This window comes from Paenibacillus sp. USHLN196 (genome assembly GCF_037144955.1).
Lineage (GTDB): Bacteria > Bacillota > Bacilli > Paenibacillales > Paenibacillaceae > Paenibacillus > Paenibacillus xylanexedens_C.
This window is the reverse complement of record NZ_JBBCYH010000016.1, coordinates 109,943-132,510: the sequence shown is the minus strand read 5'-3', so window position 1 is coordinate 132,510 and position 22,568 is coordinate 109,943. Positions and strand designations below refer to the sequence as shown.

Here is a 22,568-nt window from a genome sequence, read left to right as displayed (position 1 = left end):
TATTAGGCATGCCGCCAGCGTTCGTCCTGAGCCAGGATCAAACTCTCCAATAAAGTATTGAAAAGAGCGATAAGCTCATTTTGAATCTGACGAGATTAAAAATCTCATTTGCGCTCCAGTCGATCCAAGCCAAGGCTTATCTCGATCTTTCGCGTTCATTCTGCAAGCAGAATGTTCACTCACTCGTTGTTCAGTTTTCAAAGATCAAACTTGTTTCGTTACCGAACGTCGTTCTCTTCAGCAACTCTTATATAATATCATGTCCGAACCAACTTTGCAAGCTCTTTTTTTAAGTTTCTTTCGAAGCTTATCTGTTTCGCTTGCCGCACCGTGTAAACCGTGTTTTCTTGTCCGGATTAATAATATATCACGTATAGATATTAATTACAACACTTAATTTAGTATTTTTTTTATTTTTTTAAAATTGACTACCTTCTTACTATGATGCTCTTCTCTATCTCCGTCTATCTTCGTTGTAAAAATTTATTATTGCCTAAATGACATTCTTTCCATTCATACAACACAATACAGTTCTAATTCTTTCTTGAATTATCAGGACTAAATCTCTCTGATATATTTTAGCTTCATTAATATGTTCCAATATACTTGTCCTTTTATCGACGTCAAGTGAGATTTACGGGGTGCTCTGATAGTTACCACGTGTATAAGTAGCAACATTATATAGAAGATAAACAAAAAAGTGATGCACGCATATAACTATACGTGAACCACTTTCTTGTGTGTTATTAACATTATATATAGAAGGAAACTCTTAATGTTGTGCCTGTGCTGATGCTGGAGGCGTCATCGCCATTTGTCCATTACCTGCTTTTTGCATACCAACTCGCAGCAACGTAATTCCCCACGTAATAATCGAGATTAACAGAAGATGAACCATGTATCCCCCCACTGCTTCTCCACTATAGATCAAACGCATAAATCCCTGTACCCCATTGGAAGCGGGCAGAAAGTTTCCGATATAACGGTAGAATGGCGCCAGCATCTCGGCTGGAATGATATTTCCTGCTGTCATCAACTGGAGCGGAACCATTGCTACATTAAATAGAGGGCCTGCATTACCAAACAGGGCAAAACTCATTTGTGTAAAACAGATACAAGACAGACTCACCAGCACATGATACAGATACAAAGCGCCGAAGGAACTCGCAACATCCGTGAACTGAAGAGCTACTATATCCACAATCAGAGGAACGATCACAGCTATACACAATAACAGCAATTGCCGTGCCCAGAAGATTTCCCATTTGGAGTGGTTACGCTTCATGATATTCGACGTAATATTGAACTGAATGTTCATGGTCATCGAAGCAATGTAGGTGATAAAACCCAGAATCATGGGCAGCATCGATGTTGCAAAATCACTCACGCTGTTCGTTTTATTAATTTCAGCCTTCACAGGCCCTTCATTCATCTTCGCCATCGCTTGTCCAATAGCTGCACTCAGTTCATCGCTGTTTGTACTATCGTTATTGAGTGTCACTTGAACCTTGGATTCCAGAATCCCTTGGCCCATTTGTGCGGTCATCCCGGTCGCAGCATGTTCCACAATGGATTTGGCTACATCCGCATTTCCCTGATTGATATAAAAGGACAAGCTCCCCTCTGTACCGCTACCAATCTGGTCAGCAAACCCTTCCGGAATCACAATAACCATCGCATACTTACCTGCATTCATCTGTTGCTCGGCTTCCTTCGCAGAATCCAGCACATTTACCTTGAACGGCGCGAGCGTCTCAATCTGCTTCTGTACCTCTGTTCCCTGTGTACCATCTTCGTTCACCAGAGCAACTTGAAGTTGATCCACTCTCTCCGTGGCTTGATGATAACCCGTCATCCAGATCACAACAAATAACAGCGGAACAATCAATGCAAAAACCAATCCTATTTTTGTCTGTGGCACTTTAAGAAAATCTTTGAAGCTTCTCATTCGTTCACGACTCCCGTTAGTTAAAATTAAAATAATTGCACTACATATATATGCACATGCACATATTTGGTCAAAAAAATTTATTTCATCTTCTCATAGATGCGATTCATCACATTCATGAATGCTTCAAGCTCTTCAGGGGAACATTCGGCGAGTGCCTCTTGCTCTTGCTGTTTTGCCTTTGGTGTAAGAACGTTATTCATTTCCAGTCCTTCCGCCGTCAAACAAAGCAAAACCGCTCTGCGGTCCTGTGGATCTTCTTCTCTTGTCACCAGACCTTTGCGAATCAACTTGTCTATAATTTTACCTACCGTTGTCTGGTCCCGCACTGTTAATTCAGCCAGTTTTTTCTGTGATATATGGCTTCCAGCCTTGCTCAATTCATTCAAGACTGCAAATTGTTCCGGAGTAATATCCTGTTCACTCAGATTTCTGGTAGTTGTTTTTTTGTATGCCAGATACGTCCGTGACAGAATCAGTCCAAGTGGATTTTCATCCATATTAACAGGCATGCTGATGCTCCTTTCTCTATATAGTAGCACTACCATCTAATTTGCGTAAGCTCTATATTATTACCATATTTACATTACTGTCAATTTAATTTTTATCTTTTCAAGCAAAAAGAGACCCACCCGTTAGTCAGGCAGCTCTCTCCTCTGGCATCGTCAAGCCATACTTACTCGGGCTTGCCACTTGAAGTTTCGGTATCGTCCTTCTTCTTTGTACCTTTACTTTTATAAGGCTTCGGGGCACTTTTTGCCCGGTTTGCAGCGGCTTGCCAACGGTTCCAGCCTTTTTTACCCGTACCACGGCCGGTGCCGCCTTTTCCCTTTGCATTACTCATGTTATCACTCCAATAATCCTGTATATGCTTAAAAATGACCGTCCTCGGTAACTTATGATGCAACCCAGCCCATCTAATTCACTTCCAGCATTTCTTATTATACCAAAAATCCACGTCTTTACGTCCATTTCCAGAAATCATTGTATTGTTATTCTGTTATGAAAGCGGTATAGTGGACATAATTGAAAGAGGAAGCTGCGTCTTCTTCGGGATTGTTACTGGTAAGCAGGCGATACCCAAACCAAGGCTGTCTATTAAGCCTTAGTTTGGGTTTTTTGTTTTTATTACGACCAATTGAGGTGAAACACATATATGATCATCCGTCAGATTTTTAACAACAATGTCATCCGGGCTGAGAACCAGGTTGGTCACGAATTTGTTGTCATTGGCAACGGTCTTGGCTTCAAAAAGAAAAACGGACAGCCTGTGGATGAGGATAAAATCGAAAAAACCTTTGTGCTGAAATCGGATAAAATACCGCAAAAACTAATCGATCTGATTGGGGAGACATCGGTTGAATATTTGAAGTTAGCAGACGAAATTGTGGGCCATGCCAAACAGGAAATGGGCGATATTTTTAGTGATAATATCTATATATCATTGATCGATCATATTCAGTTTGCCATTACCCGGTACCGTAAATCCGTCGGTCTGAAGAATTCCCTTTTGTGGCAGATCAAGAAGTTTTACAAGAAGGAGTTTGGGATTGGCATGAACGCTGTGGAGCTGATTCAGGAACAATTCGGCATCCAGATGGATGAACATGAGGCCAGCTTTATTGCGATGCATTTTGTAAACGCTCGTCAAGATGCTCAAGGCATGAAACAAACCGTTGAAATTACTGAAGTTATTGATGATATCTTCAACATTGTGACCAACCATTACCACATCGCCCTGGATGAAAATTCATTTAATTATTCCCGGTTTATTACCCATCTTCAATATTTTGTCCAGAGAATGTTGAGTAATGAACAGGAGCAATTTGCTTCTGGAGATAACTTTCTGTATGAGCAGGTGAAGGAGAAATATAGCAAGGCATTTGAATGCACGCAACGGATCAATCAGTACCTTGAAGACAAGTTTGAAAGTGCCATGTCCATTGATGAAAAGGTGTATTTGACGATCCATATTCAACGGGTCACTTCCCGTAACGAGTTAGTGGACACAGAATAAAAAAAGCTTGCAAACGATTTCGGCGTCATATATAGTAGGTCTCACAACTTAACGACAAGGATTGTTACTGCTTAAGCAGGCGATACCTAAATGATTGGCAACAGGTCATCTTTCCGATGATCATAGCCATTCGTTTAGGTATTTTTTTGTTTTCAGGCAATCTTAACAACAAAGGAGAATGAACATGGATCATAAAAAAATGGGGGATGACATCGTTCGTCTCGTCGGCGGAGAAGCCAATATCAACGGTCTTGTCCACTGTGCGACCCGGCTGAGATTTGACCTGAAAGATTCAAAAAAAGCCGAACGTGAAACGTTGGAAAAGCATGACGGCATTATTACCGTTGTGGAAAGCGGCGGCCAGTTCCAGGTTGTAATCGGTAGTAATGTAGCTCATGTATATGCAGAGATCATGAAAAACCGGGATTTCGGAGGAGATTCCTCCTCATCGACTGAGTCCACAGGGGAAAAAACCTCGCTATTATCCAAAGTTTTTGAAATTATTTCCGGAAGTTTCTCGCCGTTAATCCCGGCCATGGCAGGATCAGGTATATTAAAAGCTTTGCTGACTGTCCTGACCATGCTTGGATGGATGTCTGATACAAGTGACACATACCTGATTTTATCCGCTGCCGGCAACGCTGTATTTTATTTCTTGCCCATTTTCCTCGGCATCACACTGGGTATGAAGCTGAAAGCCAATCCTTATGTAGCTGGCGTAATTGGTGCCGCTCTGATGGAACCGAGTTTCACTAGGCTCATGGATAAAGGCTCGGATGTATCGTTCCTGGGCATACCGGTTGTCATGATGAATTATTCAGCCAGCGTATTCCCAATCTTCATATCGATCAGCATCTACGCTGTTCTGGATAAGTTACTCAAAAAAATCATTTTGAAAGACCTGCAATTGTTCCTTGTACCGATGATTGCTTTGATGATTATGGTTCCTCTGTCCGCAATGGCCTTCGGACCGTTCGGTACCACGGTAGGTGACTGGATCTCCTCCGGCGTAACTTGGCTCATTGGTGTCAGCGGTATATTATCAGGGGTTGTACTGGGTGGATTCATGACCTTCATGGTTGTCTTCGGACTCCACTGGGGCTTTACTCCAATCACGATACAGAATATCGGAGTTGGCGGCGATCCAATTGAAGCCATGGCTGCTGCAGCCGTGTTTGCACAAATCGGTGTAGCCTTCGGTATTTTTCTAAAAGCCAAAAAGAATAAAACCCTGCGGACTCTTGCTGGTTCGACCAGCCTTACCGGTTTGCTTGCAGGAGTAACTGAACCAATCGTATACGGTCTGATCCTGCGTTATAAACGTGTGATTCCTATCGTGGTTATCGCTGGTGCGATCGGCGGTGCCATTAATGGTCACTCTGGTGTTAAAATGACTGCTTATGTGTTCCACAATATATTTGCCATTCCTGTCTATACACCAACGGTTGTCTACGTGATTGCGATTGCCTGCTCCTTTGCGGTAGCAGCGGTATTAACCGTGATGTTTGGTTACGAAAGCAAAACCAAAGATACAGTTTCCGAGACAAACAAATCTGTCTCCAGCACATCGGCTGAAAGTACGCCGGTAGAGCTTCCTGTCGTACCTGAGACTCAAACAACAGAAATCAAGAAAGAACAAATTTATAGCCCACTTACAGGTAAAGCCGTAGCACTGAGTACCATTAACGACCCAGCCTTTTCAACTGGTGCTATGGGCAAAGGTTTGGCGATTGTCCCTGAGATTGGCGAAGTTGTCGCTCCGGTAGATGGTGTTATCACTTCCCTCTTCCCGACTGGACATGCCATTGGATTAACAACTAACGCAGGAACGGAAATTCTGATTCATATTGGCATCAACACAGTAGCGCTGAAGGGAAAACACTTCTCTCCTGTTGTTCAAGAAGGTGATATCGTAAGACAGGGCGATCTGTTGATCCAGTTTGACATCGATAAGATCAAGGAAGCCGGATACGAAACCGTAACACCTGTCATTGTCACTCTAACGCAACAAGAAGTGGATGTGTTCGAAACAACTCAGGAACAGGTACAGAAAAATGATGTCCTGCTGACTCTCGTAGTCTGACCCAACTTATATTATACGAATTCAATTTAGGAGGAACTAACTATGAAACATACTCAACTGAAACCATTTCCTAAAGATTTTTTCTGGGGAGGTTCAACCTCTGCCTATCAGATTGAGGGAGCCTGGAATGAAGATGGTAAAGGCCCTTCTGTCATCGACATGGGGAATCATGTGGAAGGCGTAACCGACTTCAAGGTAACCAGTGATCACTATCATATGTACAAAGAAGATGTGGCGTTGCTCGCCGAAATGGGCTTTAAAGCCTACCGCTTCTCCATCGCATGGACACGCATCTATCCGCAAGGAGCAGGTGAAGTGAATCCGAAGGGCCTCGCCTTTTACGATTCCCTCATTAATGAGTTAATTAAATACGGTATTGAGCCCATTGTGACGATGTATCACTTCGATCTTCCTTATGCGCTTGAAGAAAAAGGCGGCTGGTCCAACCGAGCAACGATTGATGCTTTTGAACAATATGCCAAGACCCTATATGAGAACTACGGAGATCGGGTTAAATATTGGCTGACCATCAACGAACAAAATATGCTAATCCTGCATCCTGGCTCTCTGGGTACACTGGATACAACACTTGTTGATCCGCAAAAAACACTGTATCAGCAAAATCACCATATGCTGGTTGCCCAAGCTAAAGCCATGGTCCTGTGTCATGATATGCTGCCTGAAGCCAAAATTGGCCCAGCACCCAACATCGGTGTAATCTACCCGGCAAGTTCCAAACCAGAAGACACACTCGCGGCTGATAACTATGCTGCCATTCGTAACTGGCTCTATCTCGATATGGCGGTATATGGACGTTATAATCATATTGCCTGGAGTTATCTCGAAGAGAAAGGATATACTCCCATCATTGAAGACGGAGATATGGACATCCTGGCTCAAGGAAACCCTGACTTTATTGCATTTAACTACTACACTTCCCAGACGGTTGGTGAAAGTCTGAACGATGGCAATGACTTCTCTCATACAGGAGACCAGCATGAAATCGTAGGTGAACCGGGCGCATATAGAGGATCTGTGAATCCTAATCTGCAAAAAACGGAGTTTGGTTGGGAAATTGATCCCGTGGGCTTCCGCTCTACCCTTCGCCAGATTTACTCCCGTTATCATCTGCCATTGATTGTTACGGAAAACGGTCTGGGGGCCTTTGATAAACTGGAGGAAGGCGACGTGGTTAACGATCCATATCGTATTGAGTTCTTCAATAAACATATCGAACAGATTCAACTGGCGATTACGGACGGCGTGGATGTTTTTGGCTTCTGCCCTTGGTCTGCGATCGATCTGGTTAGTACACATCAAGGGTCAAGCAAACGTTATGGATTCATCTATGTGGATCGTGAGGAATTCGATATCAAAGAATTGAGACGTATCCGCAAACAGAGTTTCCACTGGTATCAAAAACTGATTGAAACGAATGGAGAAATCCGTTAATACCGTAATATCAAAAAAAGTCGACTGCACAGTTTTCCATGTGTAGTCGACTTTTTTTGTTAATGCTTTTCTTTTCCCAAATGAAATTACATTTCAGCCTTCGGTTGTTTTACCGTTTTGACCCCTCTGAGTACCCGCAGGGATAACAGGAAACAGATTGCTAGAACGGCAGCTGCCGAAACGTAAGGATAATTAATATTCACATCAAATAGTGCTCCAGCTACGATTGGACCTGCGATATTCCCCAAACTTGTGTAGGCCGAGTTCAGTCCGGCCACAAAGCCCTGTTGTTCTTGTGCCAATTTGGACATCTGTGTACTGATCGCCGGACGTAAGATATCCATTCCCAAGAAGACGATAAAAGTTACAACAAGAATGAGCCAGTACGTATGCACAAACAAAGTCAACAGTACAAATACCGCTACGAATAACAGACAGACCGAAATGACCATCTTTTCACCAAACCGGTTGAGCAACCAACCGATTAATGATACTTGAACAACCGCACCCGCAATGGAACCAAATGTAATAATGAATGCAATATCTTTCGTCGTGAAACCAAACTTGTGATCCACAAACAGTGAAAATACTGTCTCATAGTTCGCCAGACCAAATGCCATAACAAACACGATAATCAAGCTGAAAAAGTACGGTTCACGGTACGAATTCAGCAATTGGGCTACCATACCCGGAGCTTTAACCTTCGCTGCGCCAGCGACAGGTTTACTTTGCTCTCCTGTGCTTCGTGCCGATTCAGGCAAAATAATCATTGTAATGATCGCTGCCAATAAACCGGCAACCCCTGCTGCATAGAATGGAATTCGAATGCCAAAGTCTGCAATGTATCCACCAATTCCTGGACCAATGATAAATCCGGTTGTTATGGCTGCATTAATCAATCCCATACCTTTGCCGCGTTCTTCCTCTGTCGTAATATCCGCGGTGTATGCCATAACTGCCGGGAAGATCATCGCGGCTCCAATACCACCCAGCATCCGGGCTGCGAAGAGCAACACCGGTGCATTAACTGCACCAAACATGAACTCCGATACGGCAAAGATCAGCATGCCGCCGACTATAATTTTCTTACGTCCCCACGTATCCGACCAACGTCCTGCAAGAGGCGAGAACAGAAACTGGGTGAAGGAGAACGCCGCTACTAGCAAACCAACCGTGAACCCCGTGATATGCAATAGATCCATATACGCAGGCATGATCGGCACAACCAGACCAATACCCGTAAAAACGAGAAAAATATTAAACATCAACAGCAGCAATGCGCCCCTGTTCCGTGTTAGTAATGCCATGATTCCATCCTCCGTAGTTGTCAAAATGTTGCTTAATCTTTATCTTTTGCAATCCCGTGTAAGAATACACTGGCAGCTTGACGGTACAAAGCGAGAGCCTGATCAGACTCCATCCCGCGTGACATCTGACTAAGACCAATAATGGTACTTTCTAAAATCAGTGCGAGATGATCTACATTGTCTGCTTTGAACTCACCGCTCTCAATCCCTTGTTCTATCATTTGTTTGTTAAATTGAAGATGCCGCTTGAACATCAAGGCGATTCGTTCCTCGATATCATTTTCTTTCTTCTCCCCAGTGAAGAACTCATCGGCTGGTTTGGTCAAAGGATGATTCATGTCATCCAGTATCAGTTGTTCCGCCAAGCCGTAAATTTTCTCCGTGGAGGTGCGGTAGAGATGTTCTTTGGCGGCCCAACTCTCTTCCCACTCCCGATCCCACTCATCGATTAGATAGAGGAACAGGCCTTCTTTGCTTTTGAAATGGTAATATATATTGCCCTTGCTGCTGCCCGTCGCAGCTACAATATCCTCAATGGACGTTGCTTTATAACCTTTTTGTACAAAAAGGGCTTTGGAAGCATCCGCAAGCTTTTTCTTGGTCTGCTCAGTTTGAAGTTGCTTTTTATTCATATTCATTCCATTTCACTCCGTCCCATGCATACTGAACATTCGTTCTGTATTTTAACAGATGCACCCAATATAAGCAATGAAAAAGGAGAATTGGCACATAGGCCAACTCTCCTTACCTAATTCATTTCATCTTTTTACCCTGACCATGTAATATTTTCAGTTGACCATTCTCATAACCAATCTGATACGTAACCTTGTACTTCGCCGTTACATATTCACCATCCCTACGTTCATCCGCTGTAATTACAGCGGTGACTTCTATCTCATCATTACCCTTGTCAGAAGACGTGACCTCCCCGATCGTCACATAACCGGTGTTGAGATACCCCTCACGGAACTTGGCATAAGTTGTGCCGCCTTGCCAGTCACTTCCGAGTAATGCATAGGATTCGACGTAGTAACTCAGGTTCAGATAACTATAGAAGTCAGTAACCAATGCCTCAGCTTCCAGGGAAGAAGCAGATATCCTCGAAGTACCTTCACCAACCATTTGGACAGCTTTTGTGTTGGACGAATGGTTGGACCATGCCTGCACCTGCTTCAGTACACTGGTAATCGGGATACTGAATCCGAGTCCGGCTTCCTGTTTCACCCCTGTTGAATTAATGCCAAGCACTTCACCCGTCTCTGCATTGATCAATGGGCCACCGCTATTACCGTTGGTGATCGGCGCCGAGATTTGGTACATATTCGTATAGATGTACGGCGAAATCTCAAAACTGCGTTCGACACCGCTAATGATTCCTGTTGTTACCGTGTTTTCGAAGCCTAACGGGCTACCCAGTGCCAGGATCTCATCTCCAACCTCCGCTTTAGACTTCGCAATGGGCAACGGCTTCAATTCTTTCAAATCAGGTACCCTTATGACAGCAACGTCTGTTTCTTCCCCAATCCCGATAACGGTACCTTTATATTCCTCATGATTCAACGTACGGATGGTCACTTCCTTTGATCCTTCCACCACATGCGCGTTAGTCACAACATCTCCCTGATCATTGTAAAGAAAACCGGAGCCCAATCCACTGCTACTCTCAATTGTAACCACTTTTTTCTGACTCTCTTCAATAATCTGTTTACGCGTTTTCTTCACGGTTGTCTTGGAGGCAGACTTCGCCTTCGGGGTTTCAATCTCCTTTGCAGTAACAACAGCCAGTCTGGGACCAACCTCCAGCTCATCAGCCGAATGCTGATGTATCCATAACACGCCTCCTGCCCCAGCCCCGATAATGATTGCACTGGATATGATTGTACTCCATGTTCTTTTGGACATTTTAACTCCCCCTACTCCAGATACCATGTTGCATTCGTAACAGATACGTCTGCGGTTTCGTACACTCCATAATAATAGGTTTCAAAATAACCCTGTTCTCCGGTATCCAATGTGACTGGATAGACATATGCATCTGTCTCACCGATATAATCACCATCAGTGCTATTAATATTGATTATCAGTGCAATCGACCAAATCGGACGTGTACCCTTGTTAGCTACCATCCCACTAATATGTAGATCACCATAAATGTCCAGTTCTGCTGTCAGCTCCACAACACTTACTGCTCCTGTCCGATTTCTCAATTCTTCCTCAGCTGCTTGCTGTTCTGCTAACAAAATACGTTCTTCTTCCGCTTTCTCAAACGCCTTCTTCTCACGTAGTATCTCTTCTCGATACGTTGTCAGTTTCACTTCCTCAGGTGCATAAGACAACCCTTGATCAACGGTTTGCAGTGCCGCTGTAAAATTCTTTTTCTTCACTTGCTGCTCAGCCTGCTTATAACTAATCGCGGTCAACTTATCTACAATTTGCTTCTCTACTGCTTCGGCTTCCTTGCCATTCAAGTTGGATACCGTTTTGAGTTTCTCTGCCAGACCCTCAACCGTTGTTAAACTATCAATCTCTTTTTTCACCTTCAGTACAGCCAGCGTGACCTTTCTGTTACTTAATGCGGCACGGACTTTGGCAAAAATCGGTTCCTCTTGCTCCTTCAATACTTTGGACACAGCCTGAATGGTCTTGTCTCCTGCGGACAATTTTCCTGTTTTCAGACTTGTGGCAGCCTCGTTCAACTGATTCATCAGATTGAACGCTTTCGCCGTGATTTGGCGATCCTGTATAAGCGCATCCACATTCGGGCGTAACGCGAGAGCTGCATCCAGGAGTTGCAATGCTTCTTTATATTTCCCGTCCAGCGCAGCTTGTTCTGCTTGCACATGCAGTGCTTTTACCTCTGCGTTTATACCGCTCTCCTGATTATAATAGTACGTCAACAGAGCCCCCATTACCGCTGCCAACAGTAGGGGAATGATCCAGCTAAATGTACGACCTTGATTGGCACCTTCTTGTCTTGGTGCAGGCTGTTGTTGCCGGGATAGTGATTCGGCTGGTACTGCTTCTTTCAATTTGGTGCTACACTTTCTGCATGTTTTATCCCCCGGGCCGTTTTTAGTCCCACATACGTGACAATACACCCTGATCCCTCCATCTAAAAAACATATGTATACTTCGCTCTCTGATACTTCAGCATGTTGCATTCTTCGATTCAAATCGCCAACGTGAATCGACATTTATCATATAGCAAAAAGGTAAAATACACCATATGTTCTATAGATATCACGTTTGAACGAGTCATACTGGATGCAAAAGAACCTTCCTATTAATGTAGGAAGGCTCTACTTAATTTCATTTTGTCACTCTGAAGGAAAAGCACTTAGATCCATATAGGAGACTTCCCACAGGTGATCATCCAGATCCTGAAAACTCCATCCATACATGAACCCGTGATCCTGTGGTTCGTTGTATGGCTTCGCTCCTGCATCGAGGGCAGCTTGTACAATCACATCCACCTGCTCACGGCTATCCACAGACAGGGCCACGATGACTTCGGTTGTATCGACAGCATTGGAGATTTTTTTCGAGATGAAGGATTGGAACCGTTCCTCCACCAAAAGCATGGCGTAAATGTTCTCTCCGATGATCATACAGGTAGCGGACTCATCCGTAAAATTGGCGTCAAACTCAAAACCCACCTTAGTAAAAAAATCAACGGATTTCTTCAAATCTTGGACAGGTAAATTGACAAAAATCTGCTTAGCACGAATAGCCACCATCGATCACCTCGAACTTATAGAATAGATTCCACCTCAAAATAACATCTCGCGTATACGCTGTCAATTGAATATAATTAGTGATATTCCAACCTGTGAGGTGACACGGATGTTGTTCCGAATTGTTCGAAGTAAGTAGTCGTCGGGCTGGGTCAAAACGCGTACCAGCTATCAAGGGATACGTCTGTCCTTTTGATCCTGTTCGGCCATCTACACTCGAATGATATCGCACAACTCTCCTGCGATTCCAGCAGTTTGTGAAAGAACATCACGACGAGAAAGGCATTCGTACCAACTCTGCACGCTTTATGATTACTGCAAGGAAATAATGGCGAACCTTATCCTGAAACTATTGGAGGAAACACAATGTCAAATCAAGTTGAAATCTCTTATCGTTTCAATGCTTCACGTGAACTTGTGTTTAAGGCATTTACCGAATCAGAACATCTGCAGAACTGGTGGGGCCCAAAAGGTTGGACATTTACTATTGTTAAATCAGATTTTCGTTCTGGCGGTGTCTTTCATTACAACCAGAAACCTGCTGATGGCGACACCATGTGGGTTAAATTTGTATACAGTGAGATTATTTCATCAGAGAAAATCGTATACACCAGTTTCTTTTCTGATGAGAAAGGTGACACTGTCCGTGCGCCCTTTGACAAAAGTTGGCCTATGAAAACTCTGAATACCGTGACGTTCAGCGAGGAAGAGGGGCAGACAACCATTAAAATGATTGTTACACCTGTATCTCCAACTGAGAAAGAAAATCAAACTTTTGAGGCTTCAAAAGAGATGGTACACAACGGGTTTACTGGAACATTCCATCAATTAACCGAATACCTATCAAAGATATAAACCGTTTGGTATAGCCTCAGACAAAAAAACACCGTCACCGGTGTTTTTTGTTATTTACAACTTCACTTTATTTCTTCGCACACTTTATTCGTCTGCAAAGTTTACTTTATCCGGCATCTCCAACTTTTCCAGAAAAGGCTTCAATTTATCCACGACATAGTGGCTTCCGCCCCGGCCGTTCACTTCTTCAATCACAGCAGATAACAGGAAGTCGCGCGACTCGGTATCAAATACGACGAAAAATCCGTTCTCTTGCCCCTTCTCGCCCTTCTTTGCTTTCAGTTCAGCTGTTCCTGTCTTACCAGCGAGTCCTCCAGGTATTGAATTCAAGGTATGGGCCGTGCCTCCCTGTCGGGAGACAACTTCTCCCAAAGCATCCTTAACCGTATTTGCAACTTCGGGAGTAATGATCACCTCTGGGTCTGAAGTTTCTTTTCCCTCGATCAGGACAGGTTTCACCAGTTTTCCTTCATTAATAAAAGGTGTAAATGACGACGCCAGATGAATCGGCGACATCAACATTTCTCCCTGTCCGTAGGACGTGTCAGCCAGCAACACTTCGGATGACAGATCCAAATTCGCTTCATTAGCATACTGGCTCGGCTTCAGGTACAGTTCATCCAGTCCAAAGTTATCGCCAAAACCAAACTTCTGGATCCCCTCAATAAACTTGGTGCTGCCCATCTCCATGGCCTCCATTGCAAAGTAAATATTGTCCGAATATACCAGTGCATCGACCATATTCACCGGGGACAAACTCTTCACACGCTTGACATAGTAACCGCCCCAACTATCGTCTTTACGCCATTGCAAGCCTGATATTTCATGTGTTTTGTCCGCTGTGGTCACCTTTTCCATTAGTCCCGCTGCGGCTGTAATGGCTTTGAAGGTTGATCCTGGTGCATACCGGGTAGTGACTCTGTTGATAAAAGGAAGCTTCTCATTCGCCGAGTAAGCATCCCACTCTGCCTGTGTAAGTCCTGTAACCATCTTGTTCGGATTATAGGAAGGGGCACTGACCAACGCCAGCAGGTTGCCGTCCGTCGGATTCATCAGAACCATCGCTCCGGCGTCCCCTCCGCTGGATAATGTCTGATACAATTTTTTTTGCTGCTTGGAACTAATTGTCAGTTGAACATTCTGTCCATCTACAGCATCTTTACGAATAAGCTCAGAACGGGAGTTACCGGATTCATCGGTGATTTCAATCAGACCACCACGTTCACCGCGCAGCTGCTTCTCCATGGACTGCTCCAAACCTGCTTTGCCGATCCAATCCTCTGCGCGATAATACCCTTCTGTATCCTTATCCAGATCTTCTTTGGTGGCTTTACGTACATAACCAATCAGATGCGCAGCTGCCTCGCCAAGTGGATAATAACGGATTTCCTTACTTTGCATTGTAACCCCGCTTAAAGACGCCGGCACGTCAAACTCCTCTGTGGATGCAATCGGGACAAAATATTCCGGCTTCACCCATGTCTGCGCAAGCGCCTTGTGAATGGCGTCTTCCGAAACTTGATAATGGTTCGCAATTTGGGCAATCATCTGGTCCGGGTTATCACCGAGTTTCTCGGGTACAATGCCCCATTCATTCATCGTGCCCTTGGTAGCCAGCGGCAAACCATCACGATCCACAATGTTTCCACGATCCGGGAACAGTGTCCTTACTCGTACCTTACTGCCCTTAATCATGTCACTCAGGATCAGCGAAGGCTGCCAGTTAATTTGCCAGTTCTTGCCCCCATCCTCCAGTTCTTGTCGGACCAGTTTCAGTGTATGCGTCTCGCTGACTTCTCCCAAAAAGGTTGTCAGTTGCAGGTTATAGTCCACCTCATACGTATCCGTGTTTTTATCCTCAGCATCTGTCTTACTGCCATCGGCGGCCGTTTCGGGAACATCTACAGGCTTAACCTCCACCTTGACGGTGGATACTTCCATACCCGAATAGATCGCATTATATTTCTCAACAAATTGTTCCTTGTTCATGCCCGACTCTTGCAGTGAAGCAGGTGTCATCAAGGTATATAGCTGATCGAACTCTTTTTTTTGCAGATGCTCTATGTACTGATTCACGGTAGTCTGGGGCTTCGCTTCTGCTTCTTTGTTATTCTGCATGTATAGATACATTCCGATGCCACCTGCAAATAAGATGGGTAGCAGTCCGTACATTAACTTACGTTTGGATTTCATGGTCACATCACCTCTAATATACACTATAGATTTCCAGAGCCATTTAAACAATGAAACAAATCTGACGAATTTATCATTAAAAATAGCCGAAAGCTCACATAATATGTTTAAATAAGAAGAGTGAGATTACATACTAAAGCTTTTTTGCTATGCAAAAGGCTGAAAAGGAGCCCGATGATGGAAATCAGCTATTTTTTACTCCCCAAAGCCGAAGTGGCCTATATCAAGTCTACCGCTTCCATGAAAGATGCTATTGAGCAGTTGGAATCGCAGCACTACACCGCCATTCCCGTGATTGACCAGGATGGAAAATATGTTGCTACTCTGTCCGAAGGCGATTTGTTATGGAAAATGCGAAATACACCCGGCTTGACTTTTGATAATATGGATCAGGTTCAAGTCCATGAGATTAACAATCGGGTATATAATGAATGTGTCTACATTGAGGCTGAAATGGAGGATATGCTGACACTTGCAGCAGACCAAAATTTTGTGCCCGTAGTAGATGTCGATCGTGTCTTCCTCGGTATTATCCGTCGTAAGGATATTATTGAATATTATACGCGCAACATCTCGGATTAGATTCAAGCGGACATCCCGTAATAAACGAATATTCAACTCGAAAGGGTACGCCTATGGTCAATAATTGGCCAACGGGGGTACCCTTTTCATTTCATGCTATGGTTCGAATTACTCTACTTGCGCTTAGCCCGCTCTTCCTTGTAATAACTCAACACGTCTCTTGGGTTTCCCTGAAATGCGCGCTCTTTGCCGAACTCATACGCCTGATGCAGATACGAATACGCCTCGTCATGCTGTTCAAGTCTCATACAGATCATGCCGAGATCGATCAACGGACTCGTATCTCTATCCGTATTCCGCGTATGTAACGATATCTCAGCCCACGGCTTCGCCAGTCCATATTGCTTCAGATCGATATGCGCATTCGCGTGGCAGGATGCGATCCAGCTTGCAATCTCCCATTCCATCTTCGGCTCGGGCAGCATACCCCATGCCTGATCATAATAGATAAGTGCTTGTTCATGTTGTTGCGTCTCATCCAGCACATTACCGGCTTCTACCGTTTCAACAATTTGTCGCTCCAGTTCGGCATGTTCCGGTGTTAGATCTTTCAATGCACCGTCTCCTCCTCCAGAACGAAATACCACTCCAGAAAAGCATTGAAATCAGCCCACTGCGGCTTACTCTCGCCATTGAGAAACCGTTCGATGGACTCACCCAGTTCCACCAGCACCACTTCTCCCGTCTGACGGTTGTAGAAAAATCCACCTTCACCTTCAAAACTGTCCATCGGAATATACGCCTCGGGTAGCCCCAATGTAAGCTGTGCTACATTCATGTCTTCCATATATACGGTGTTCTCCATAAACCAGCAGATCTGATACAACTCCTGATGCCTGCTGTAGAAAGTCGGTCCATCCTCTGCATGTAAATAAAATTGTGCAAAATCCGACTGAAGATCAATCTCAAGCTTTCGCAATGCTTCTTCGTATGCTGCGGGAACATCTTCATGCCACCAGCCTTGTTCCTGGCAATGATCAATCACTTTATTGGATAACATTGTAGGCCTCCTAATTCAATTTTGCTCACACAGATTTTACAGGTATCCAGACTTGGGGAGGTGTGACTTGACCTCCGTACACTTCAAGTTCCGGAATCCTTCATGCTGACATGAAGTGGGAGGAAACCACTCAAAAAGGTGTGCTCTTCTGCCGCGCATTAAGCATCAATATCTGAAGGACTTGTTCCATATATGATATAATCTCTGTTATGTCCTACAGATACTGTATCAAAAGAGCAAGACGATTGGAAATACAACTCCATCGTCTAATTTTGGTGCAACTTTCTCCTAAGTCATTCGTCTAACTACTGATGATATCTAAAGGAGATGACTATGCGAATAACTTGCAGCCCCGGTTTCCCAGGAAGCATGATTGGATCGATTGATCTTCAACCATCGAAGTATTACACCGCCCCCTCCATAAACAGCAAGATCACAGATCATGTTGATCCTGAACTCGTTACCATTCCCTATGTAGAAGATCCCGAATTCGGATCACACTTTGACGCCATGAAGGTCATGAACGGAACTTATAAAGATGAAATGCATGTGAGCTATGATGTCGAATTTACTATTGATGTGGACAAAAAAGGCTACATTACGCAATTTGAGCATACGTTCCCACTGGAACGTTATCTGGATCTGGTCCGCACACAGTCCTATACAGTAATTAAGACGAACTGGCGTGGACAAGCTTTTCACGTGATGACATACAGTTATCTGGAGGAAGTCATTCATCCGAAGAATGTTCTTTTTAAATGTAATCACGCGGAGGATGTGTTTGTGGTAGCTGAGCTTGTCTCTAGTCACTCCGATGGAAATGTGGCAGAGCACGATATCAGGGATCTTCACTTCCGTGCATTAATCTCGTCCCGAGATGATCTGTACCCCTTAGATTATATGTGTGAGCCTGATTTTGACCTGAGTCTCGACTAAAAGAATAGATACATATGTAGGAAGATCACATGCCCGTCTCTAAGCAAAATCAACTGTAATGTCGATGAATATAGCATGATGCTGTACATGCATATGTTCTTCGTACGTTCAGAAATGAGAGGGGTAGGAAACATGGTTTATCCGAAAAGTAAAATGTATTCGCTGTTCGCTCTGCCCTTGGCAGGTCTGCTGTTTCTATTAGGGGGTGCCCAAGCAGCACATGCAGAACCGATCGACAGTTTGCTGCCTGAGCGAAGTCAGCAGGAGATTGTACAGAAATGGAATCAGTGGATGAATGACAATGAATCATCTCCCCTGTATACAGAAACACCTTCGACAAGTGCTCCCTACTCTACTGGTGTGGTAAGTGACGCCTATCTGGAGCAGGGTCTTAACGCAGCCAATTTTTATCGTTTTATCACAGGTCTACAGGGCGATCTTATCCTTGATCCGACACTGAACCGTCAAGCCCAGCATGGAGCTGTCGTGGTCTCCACCGGAGGATACCTGTCCCATTATCCCGAGCAGCCGGGAGATATGCCGAAGGATTTCTTCGATACAGGTTCAAAGTCTGCCAGCAGCTCCAATCTGTACGTTACCAGCAGTTCCAAAAATAATGTCCTGACGAAAAGCATTCAAGCTTATATGAATGATTCCGATGCCTCCAATATAGATCGACTGGGCCATCGGCGCTGGATTTTGAGTCCACAACTGCAACGAATCGGTTTTGGACTTGCCACTCGTAGTGAAGCAGGCAAGACATATGATCAATACTATAGTGCCATGCAGGTATTTGATAAAAGCAGAGCTGGGGGAACTTCGTTCAACTACAGCCTGTTCCCGAATCAGGGCGCTTTTCCAATCGAAGCATTTGGCAGTACACAGGCCTGGTCTGTTCAACTGAATACAGATGTATTCACGAAACCATCGCTAGCTGAGGTAGAGGTCGAGATGGTTCGTACTTCGGATCAACGGAAGTGGACCTTCAACGCCAAGAATCAGAACAGCGGATTCCCCACCGGATATTACAATGTGGACCCTGCGGATAAAAAATGGTTTAATCAAGCCTATTTCAATGTAGAGACAGGTGGATATGGATATGGCTACGCCATCATCTTCCGTCCTGACGATGTGCAATTGTTAAAGAACGGTGATACGTTCAACATTCGAATTACAGGTCTGCAAAAGAAGAACGGTACACCAGCGGACATATCATACTCCACACGTTTCTTCCATGTTGACGGTGTTCAGGATGCAACGCTTACCCGGATAACACCAGGACAACAGAGCCTGAACGTCAGAGCAGGAGAACAGATTGATCTGCCTTCAATTACTGCTGTGAATGATAACGGAACATCCTATGTTCCACAATCGAACGTTTCCTTTACCACGACGTCAGATCGCATTGCCATCAAGGATGGCAAAATACTTGGACTTCAGGCTGGAAAAGCTGAGATCCGCATACGTTTTGAGGGGAAAGAAGCTGTGGTCTCTGTTATGGTAACAGGAATTCCCCAATTAAGTGATATCCGCACACACTGGGCGAAAGGTGCCATTCAATGGGCCGTGCAACAAGAGATGGTTAGTGGCTACGAGGATGGAACATTCAAACCTAATCATCAGGTGAGTGAAGCCGAATTTCTCTCCATGTTGTTCAAGCTGTATGCGAACTCCCATGTCATTCAGAGCATCGATGCTGCGGAGGGACAATCAGTTAAAGGAAACATCTGGAGTGATCGTTACTATACCTATGCTTCCGCGTTGAATCTGAATCTGGATGCCAGCAGGCAGAATCCGAAGCTTCGCAATCACGCCTTGAACCGTACAGAAGTAGCTGTGATCGTGGCGGGGCTTGGCGGTAAGAACTATACCCAGGATGAAGATGCCATCCGGTATCTGCTGAACATGGGATACTCTTCCGGGAAAACGGCAGCTACGGTACAAGGTTATGCGGGACAAGAATCCTTGACCCGGGCTGAGGCCGTTGTTTTCCTACAGAACCTGAAGGATAAAGGCTTCGAACTATGGAGCAGACCGAAAAATGCTACCGAAGCTAGCGAGAATGAAAAGAACGGCGGACTTCCGGATCAGACCATGAAAGCCGTGTATTCTGCTGATCACACGCTGGTCCTTCAAGGTACGTTCCCGGCGTATGCTAACCAGACGATGCCCATTAAAATCCATGGACCTTCGCCTGCTGTAGAACACATTCAGACCCAGCAGGTTACAACAGATGCCTATGGCAATTTCAAACTAACGGTCAGTAGCCTTGATGTGAAAGAACTCAACCTCTATGTTGACGTGCGCGAAGATTATTCCTACTGGATCAGTGTAGAAGCGGGGCGTACTGCGATAAGTGATTATACCGAGTAACATGTAAAAACCAGCTTAGGAATTCTACATTGAATTCCTAAGCTGGTTTGTTTGTTATGAGGACTGATTCTGGTATGAGTCATGACATACGTTCAATATTAAGTGTTCAAAGTATTGGTGGATATAACTTTTTATGTGTAGACTTTAAATTGGATGATTGAATTGCTCTGCCTTTTCTGTCATCTTCCTCTCCAACCTCGCTCTTAGTCCGCTCATCCACTCCGGTTCATGTGACCACTGCTCTGCAACAGATCGAAGCATACGCAGATATCCGTACAAGTTGGCAAAACGACGACAAGCGGGGAACATATCCTCCAGATCATAACGTTCTCCTGCCTTGGACCAGTACCCGTTCAGAAACAGTTGCTTCTTCACTTCCCATTGCTCAGGCTCGATCTCCTCACGTAAGCTCTCCAGACTCTGCTCCACATCCATCGCGTACCAGTGATACATCGAGTCATCAAAATCAATGGCATAACAAGACATGCTTCCTTCGTCATAGAAGACATTGTCCGGTTCAAAATCGTAGTGGATGAGTCCGAAATTCTGCTGGGTCATCGGCCAAGTCGCAAAATATGTTCGGAGAAACTCCACCTCGTTCAGAGCTGCTGTCTCTGTTGGAAACTCCTTCAGGTTCTCCTGCATCCAATTCAATACATCCGTATAGGTCCAGCGTCGCTTCTCCTCCTGCTCAGGTGTGAAATTTTGCGATAGCTGGTGCAGCTCACCCAATGCCTGACCATAGCTGTACAGGATGGTATCAGTCAACTGTATGCCTCCTAACTGTGATCCGGGTACTCGCTTGAATACAGAAGCATAGTACGTTCCCCAAGGCGTGTGAGCTTCTACGAGTTCTGTTCCTGAAAGAGAAGGCATAGCCTCCATAGCTCCATAATGATTCGTTCGAAGATATCGGAGGAACTCCAGTTCCGCTATAAGATTGATTTGATTCTTTTCCTCTACCGGGGCAAAACGAAGCAATCGAACTTCCCCCTGATCTCTGAACGGATACACGGCATTGGAGGATATGCGATAATACTGAAACATGTCCAGCGACTCGGGATCATAACTCCAATTCTTCAGGATCATCTCGGCAAGGTCGTTATTTTGAAATAAATATTTTAATGTTAACATGGGCATTTCTCCTTTTTGATCGTTCATGTGCATTGCGTGTAGCCTTCGAATACCTATTTTTGCGCGCAAAAAGCCGCAGGCTATGCCTGCGGCTTCAAAAAAATTCTGAGTGTATGGGAAATTTGCACAAGCAAATAAACCTCGCATACGCCAGAAAAAAATGAGCAGTTATATCCCTATTATATCGGCAGATCTCAGATCGACTGGGAAACTGGATGTGTTCCACCCTGCATCTGATGGTCTGCCGGAATTATTTAGTTCGTTCTTACCTTCATTGTAGTAATAGAACATACCAGCTTAGACCGTCGTTTCATGACGCTCACTCCCTTCAAAAACAGCTGTTTCCATAATAACCCATAAACCGAATGTAAGCAATTACAAAATAACGATATTCCCAGCATCTTTTACTGGACAACCGCCATCCGTTCGACCGTCTCGGTGTTGTCCTTATACCACACCATAACGATGTCTTCTTCTTGAAGATCAGATACTTGAATGGATGAATTCGCATTTGGGCTGGAATTACCCGAACGCGGCGTTCCCATGCCTTCAGTGATAGCAACCTCATCAGTTATATTCAATTTCATTTCCATTCCGGTATCCTTCCATTCTATGCTTGGAGATGAGGTATCCTGCACCTCAAGCAACGCCAGAGTGACTGTGTTTCCAGTCACGGAGATGACCCTACCTGTAATATCAGCATTTATCATCCCCTGCATCATGTCCGGACTGCCTGTACGGTCATTCATGCCCACGGCGCCTCTTCCACCTCTCGATGTTCCTCCGTTCATCCCCTGGCCACCGCCATTCGGCATGCCGCCACCGTTCATGCCTTGTGCAGAACCGGTGTTGGTAATATTTTGGTCGGTTATAACATCGCAAGCCGTCAGCATCACCGAGTATCCCAGCAGCAGGAGCAGCGTAACCGATGTGAAATATCTATTTTTGCGCATA

At 44.6% G+C, this 22,568-nt stretch carries 20 protein-coding genes; 7 read left to right on the top strand and 13 right to left on the bottom strand.

What is annotated here, in order from left to right:
• Positions 1-772: 772 nt before the first annotated feature.
• From WFI24_RS28940 to WFI24_RS28930, 3 genes are all read right to left on the bottom strand, one after another.
• On the bottom strand, positions 773-1,948 hold the full coding sequence (locus WFI24_RS28940; protein WP_336765376.1) for a YhgE/Pip domain-containing protein: 1,176 nt from the start codon (positions 1,946-1,948) through the stop codon (positions 773-775).
• A gap of 80 nt (positions 1,949-2,028) precedes the next feature.
• Entirely contained in the window at positions 2,029-2,460 is a 432-nt protein-coding gene (locus WFI24_RS28935; RefSeq protein ID WP_036605963.1) for a MarR family winged helix-turn-helix transcriptional regulator, read from the bottom strand.
• Between the two features lie 164 nt (positions 2,461-2,624).
• A complete protein-coding gene (locus WFI24_RS28930) occupies positions 2,625-2,792 on the bottom strand; it encodes a DUF3934 family protein (protein WP_074093608.1) in 168 nt (55 codons plus the stop codon).
• Between the two features lie 312 nt (positions 2,793-3,104).
• Between WFI24_RS28930 and licT the strand changes: the two genes are divergently transcribed.
• From licT to WFI24_RS28915, 3 genes are all read left to right on the top strand, one after another.
• The gene (gene licT, locus WFI24_RS28925) at positions 3,105-3,965 is read left to right on the top strand and encodes a BglG family transcription antiterminator LicT (protein ID WP_336765375.1); all 861 of its coding nucleotides are present in this window, start codon (positions 3,105-3,107) and stop codon (positions 3,963-3,965) included.
• A gap of 184 nt (positions 3,966-4,149) precedes the next feature.
• On the top strand, positions 4,150-6,048 hold the full coding sequence (locus tag WFI24_RS28920) for a beta-glucoside-specific PTS transporter subunit IIABC (RefSeq protein WP_336765374.1): 1,899 nt from the start codon (positions 4,150-4,152) through the stop codon (positions 6,046-6,048).
• 42 nt (positions 6,049-6,090) lie between these two features.
• A complete protein-coding gene (locus tag WFI24_RS28915) occupies positions 6,091-7,500 on the top strand; it encodes a glycoside hydrolase family 1 protein (protein ID WP_336765373.1) in 1,410 nt (469 codons plus the stop codon).
• A gap of 86 nt (positions 7,501-7,586) precedes the next feature.
• On the opposite strand, the gene WFI24_RS28910 is transcribed toward WFI24_RS28915, so the two are convergent.
• The 5 genes from WFI24_RS28910 to WFI24_RS28890 all read right to left on the bottom strand — a co-directional run bounded on the left by WFI24_RS28910 (position 7,587) and on the right by WFI24_RS28890 (position 12,541).
• On the bottom strand, positions 7,587-8,807 hold the full coding sequence (locus tag WFI24_RS28910; protein WP_336765372.1) for an MFS transporter: 1,221 nt from the start codon (positions 8,805-8,807) through the stop codon (positions 7,587-7,589).
• 32 nt (positions 8,808-8,839) lie between these two features.
• Positions 8,840-9,439, bottom strand: coding sequence for a TetR/AcrR family transcriptional regulator (locus WFI24_RS28905; protein ID WP_336765381.1), 600 nt, complete (start codon positions 9,437-9,439; stop codon positions 8,840-8,842).
• A gap of 121 nt (positions 9,440-9,560) precedes the next feature.
• The gene (locus WFI24_RS28900) at positions 9,561-10,709 is read right to left on the bottom strand and encodes a S1C family serine protease (RefSeq protein WP_336765371.1); all 1,149 of its coding nucleotides are present in this window, start codon (positions 10,707-10,709) and stop codon (positions 9,561-9,563) included.
• An 11-nt stretch (positions 10,710-10,720) separates the two neighbouring features.
• Positions 10,721-11,836, bottom strand: coding sequence for a hypothetical protein (locus tag WFI24_RS28895; RefSeq protein WP_336765370.1), 1,116 nt, complete (start codon positions 11,834-11,836; stop codon positions 10,721-10,723).
• 288 nt (positions 11,837-12,124) lie between these two features.
• Positions 12,125-12,541 carry a VOC family protein gene (locus WFI24_RS28890; RefSeq protein ID WP_336765380.1) on the bottom strand — a complete coding sequence of 139 codons (417 nt, stop codon included), beginning with the start codon at positions 12,539-12,541 and terminating at the stop codon, positions 12,125-12,127.
• A gap of 366 nt (positions 12,542-12,907) precedes the next feature.
• Here WFI24_RS28890 and WFI24_RS28885 point away from each other — a divergent pair, with 366 nt between their 5' ends.
• Positions 12,908-13,396, top strand: a complete 489-nt coding sequence (locus tag WFI24_RS28885; protein ID WP_336765369.1) for an SRPBCC family protein — start codon at positions 12,908-12,910, stop codon at positions 13,394-13,396.
• Between the two features lie 84 nt (positions 13,397-13,480).
• Here WFI24_RS28885 and pbp4 read toward each other — a convergent pair whose 3' ends face one another.
• On the bottom strand, positions 13,481-15,589 hold the full coding sequence (gene pbp4 / locus WFI24_RS28880; protein ID WP_336765368.1) for a penicillin-binding protein PBP4(5): 2,109 nt from the start codon (positions 15,587-15,589) through the stop codon (positions 13,481-13,483).
• 177 nt (positions 15,590-15,766) lie between these two features.
• Between pbp4 and WFI24_RS28875 the strand changes: the two genes are divergently transcribed.
• A complete protein-coding gene (locus tag WFI24_RS28875; RefSeq protein WP_145326300.1) occupies positions 15,767-16,171 on the top strand; it encodes a CBS domain-containing protein in 405 nt (134 codons plus the stop codon).
• Positions 16,172-16,284: 113 nt separating this feature from the next.
• Here the strand turns inward: WFI24_RS28875 and WFI24_RS28870 are convergent, their stop codons facing one another.
• Together WFI24_RS28870 and WFI24_RS28865 are read right to left on the bottom strand one after the other, a co-directional pair.
• Entirely contained in the window at positions 16,285-16,725 is a 441-nt protein-coding gene (locus WFI24_RS28870) for a hypothetical protein (protein ID WP_336765367.1), read from the bottom strand.
• The gene (locus WFI24_RS28865; protein WP_336765366.1) at positions 16,722-17,171 is read right to left on the bottom strand and encodes a hypothetical protein; all 450 of its coding nucleotides are present in this window, start codon (positions 17,169-17,171) and stop codon (positions 16,722-16,724) included. The genes WFI24_RS28870 and WFI24_RS28865 overlap by 4 nt, the downstream gene beginning before the upstream one ends.
• A 333-nt stretch (positions 17,172-17,504) precedes the next feature.
• On the opposite strand from WFI24_RS28865, the gene WFI24_RS28860 reads away from it, so the two are divergent.
• Entirely contained in the window at positions 17,505-18,107 is a 603-nt protein-coding gene (locus WFI24_RS28860; RefSeq protein WP_336765365.1) for a hypothetical protein, read from the top strand.
• Between the two features lie 132 nt (positions 18,108-18,239).
• The gene (locus tag WFI24_RS28855; RefSeq protein ID WP_336765364.1) at positions 18,240-20,480 is read left to right on the top strand and encodes an S-layer homology domain-containing protein; all 2,241 of its coding nucleotides are present in this window, start codon (positions 18,240-18,242) and stop codon (positions 20,478-20,480) included.
• A 144-nt stretch (positions 20,481-20,624) separates the two neighbouring features.
• Here the strand turns inward: WFI24_RS28855 and WFI24_RS28850 are convergent, their stop codons facing one another.
• Both WFI24_RS28850 and WFI24_RS28845 read right to left on the bottom strand, forming a co-directional pair.
• Positions 20,625-21,614: a phosphotransferase enzyme family protein gene (locus WFI24_RS28850; RefSeq protein WP_336765363.1), complete on the bottom strand. Its 990-nt coding sequence runs from the start codon at positions 21,612-21,614 to the stop codon at positions 20,625-20,627.
• A 404-nt stretch (positions 21,615-22,018) separates the two neighbouring features.
• Entirely contained in the window at positions 22,019-22,567 is a 549-nt protein-coding gene (locus tag WFI24_RS28845; RefSeq protein WP_336765362.1) for a hypothetical protein, read from the bottom strand.
• Position 22,568 lies beyond the last annotated feature (1 nt).

Excerpts from the sequence above, each read along its gene's own strand:
- WFI24_RS28940 (WP_336765376.1), bottom strand. The coding sequence starts at position 1,948 with ATGAGAAGCTTCAAAGATTTTCTTAAAGTGCCACAGACAAAAATAGGA.
- WFI24_RS28915 (WP_336765373.1), top strand. The coding sequence starts at position 6,091 with ATGAAACATACTCAACTGAAACCATTTCCTAAAGATTTTTTCTGGGGA.
- licT (WP_336765375.1), top strand. The coding sequence starts at position 3,105 with ATGATCATCCGTCAGATTTTTAACAACAATGTCATCCGGGCTGAGAAC.
- pbp4 (WP_336765368.1), bottom strand. The coding sequence starts at position 15,589 with ATGAAATCCAAACGTAAGTTAATGTACGGACTGCTACCCATCTTATTT.
- WFI24_RS28935 (WP_036605963.1), bottom strand. The coding sequence starts at position 2,460 with ATGCCTGTTAATATGGATGAAAATCCACTTGGACTGATTCTGTCACGG.
- WFI24_RS28855 (WP_336765364.1), top strand. The coding sequence starts at position 18,240 with ATGGTTTATCCGAAAAGTAAAATGTATTCGCTGTTCGCTCTGCCCTTG.
- WFI24_RS28920 (WP_336765374.1), top strand. The coding sequence starts at position 4,150 with ATGGATCATAAAAAAATGGGGGATGACATCGTTCGTCTCGTCGGCGGA.
- WFI24_RS28860 (WP_336765365.1), top strand. The coding sequence starts at position 17,505 with ATGCGAATAACTTGCAGCCCCGGTTTCCCAGGAAGCATGATTGGATCG.
- WFI24_RS28930 (WP_074093608.1), bottom strand. The coding sequence starts at position 2,792 with ATGAGTAATGCAAAGGGAAAAGGCGGCACCGGCCGTGGTACGGGTAAA.
- WFI24_RS28875 (WP_145326300.1), top strand. The coding sequence starts at position 15,767 with ATGGAAATCAGCTATTTTTTACTCCCCAAAGCCGAAGTGGCCTATATC.
- WFI24_RS28905 (WP_336765381.1), bottom strand. The coding sequence starts at position 9,439 with ATGAATAAAAAGCAACTTCAAACTGAGCAGACCAAGAAAAAGCTTGCG.
- WFI24_RS28845 (WP_336765362.1), bottom strand. The coding sequence starts at position 22,567 with ATGCGCAAAAATAGATATTTCACATCGGTTACGCTGCTCCTGCTGCTG.
- WFI24_RS28900 (WP_336765371.1), bottom strand. The coding sequence starts at position 10,709 with ATGTCCAAAAGAACATGGAGTACAATCATATCCAGTGCAATCATTATC.
- WFI24_RS28850 (WP_336765363.1), bottom strand. The coding sequence starts at position 21,614 with ATGTTAACATTAAAATATTTATTTCAAAATAACGACCTTGCCGAGATG.
- WFI24_RS28910 (WP_336765372.1), bottom strand. The coding sequence starts at position 8,807 with ATGGCATTACTAACACGGAACAGGGGCGCATTGCTGCTGTTGATGTTT.
- WFI24_RS28865 (WP_336765366.1), bottom strand. The coding sequence starts at position 17,171 with ATGTTATCCAATAAAGTGATTGATCATTGCCAGGAACAAGGCTGGTGG.
- WFI24_RS28885 (WP_336765369.1), top strand. The coding sequence starts at position 12,908 with ATGTCAAATCAAGTTGAAATCTCTTATCGTTTCAATGCTTCACGTGAA.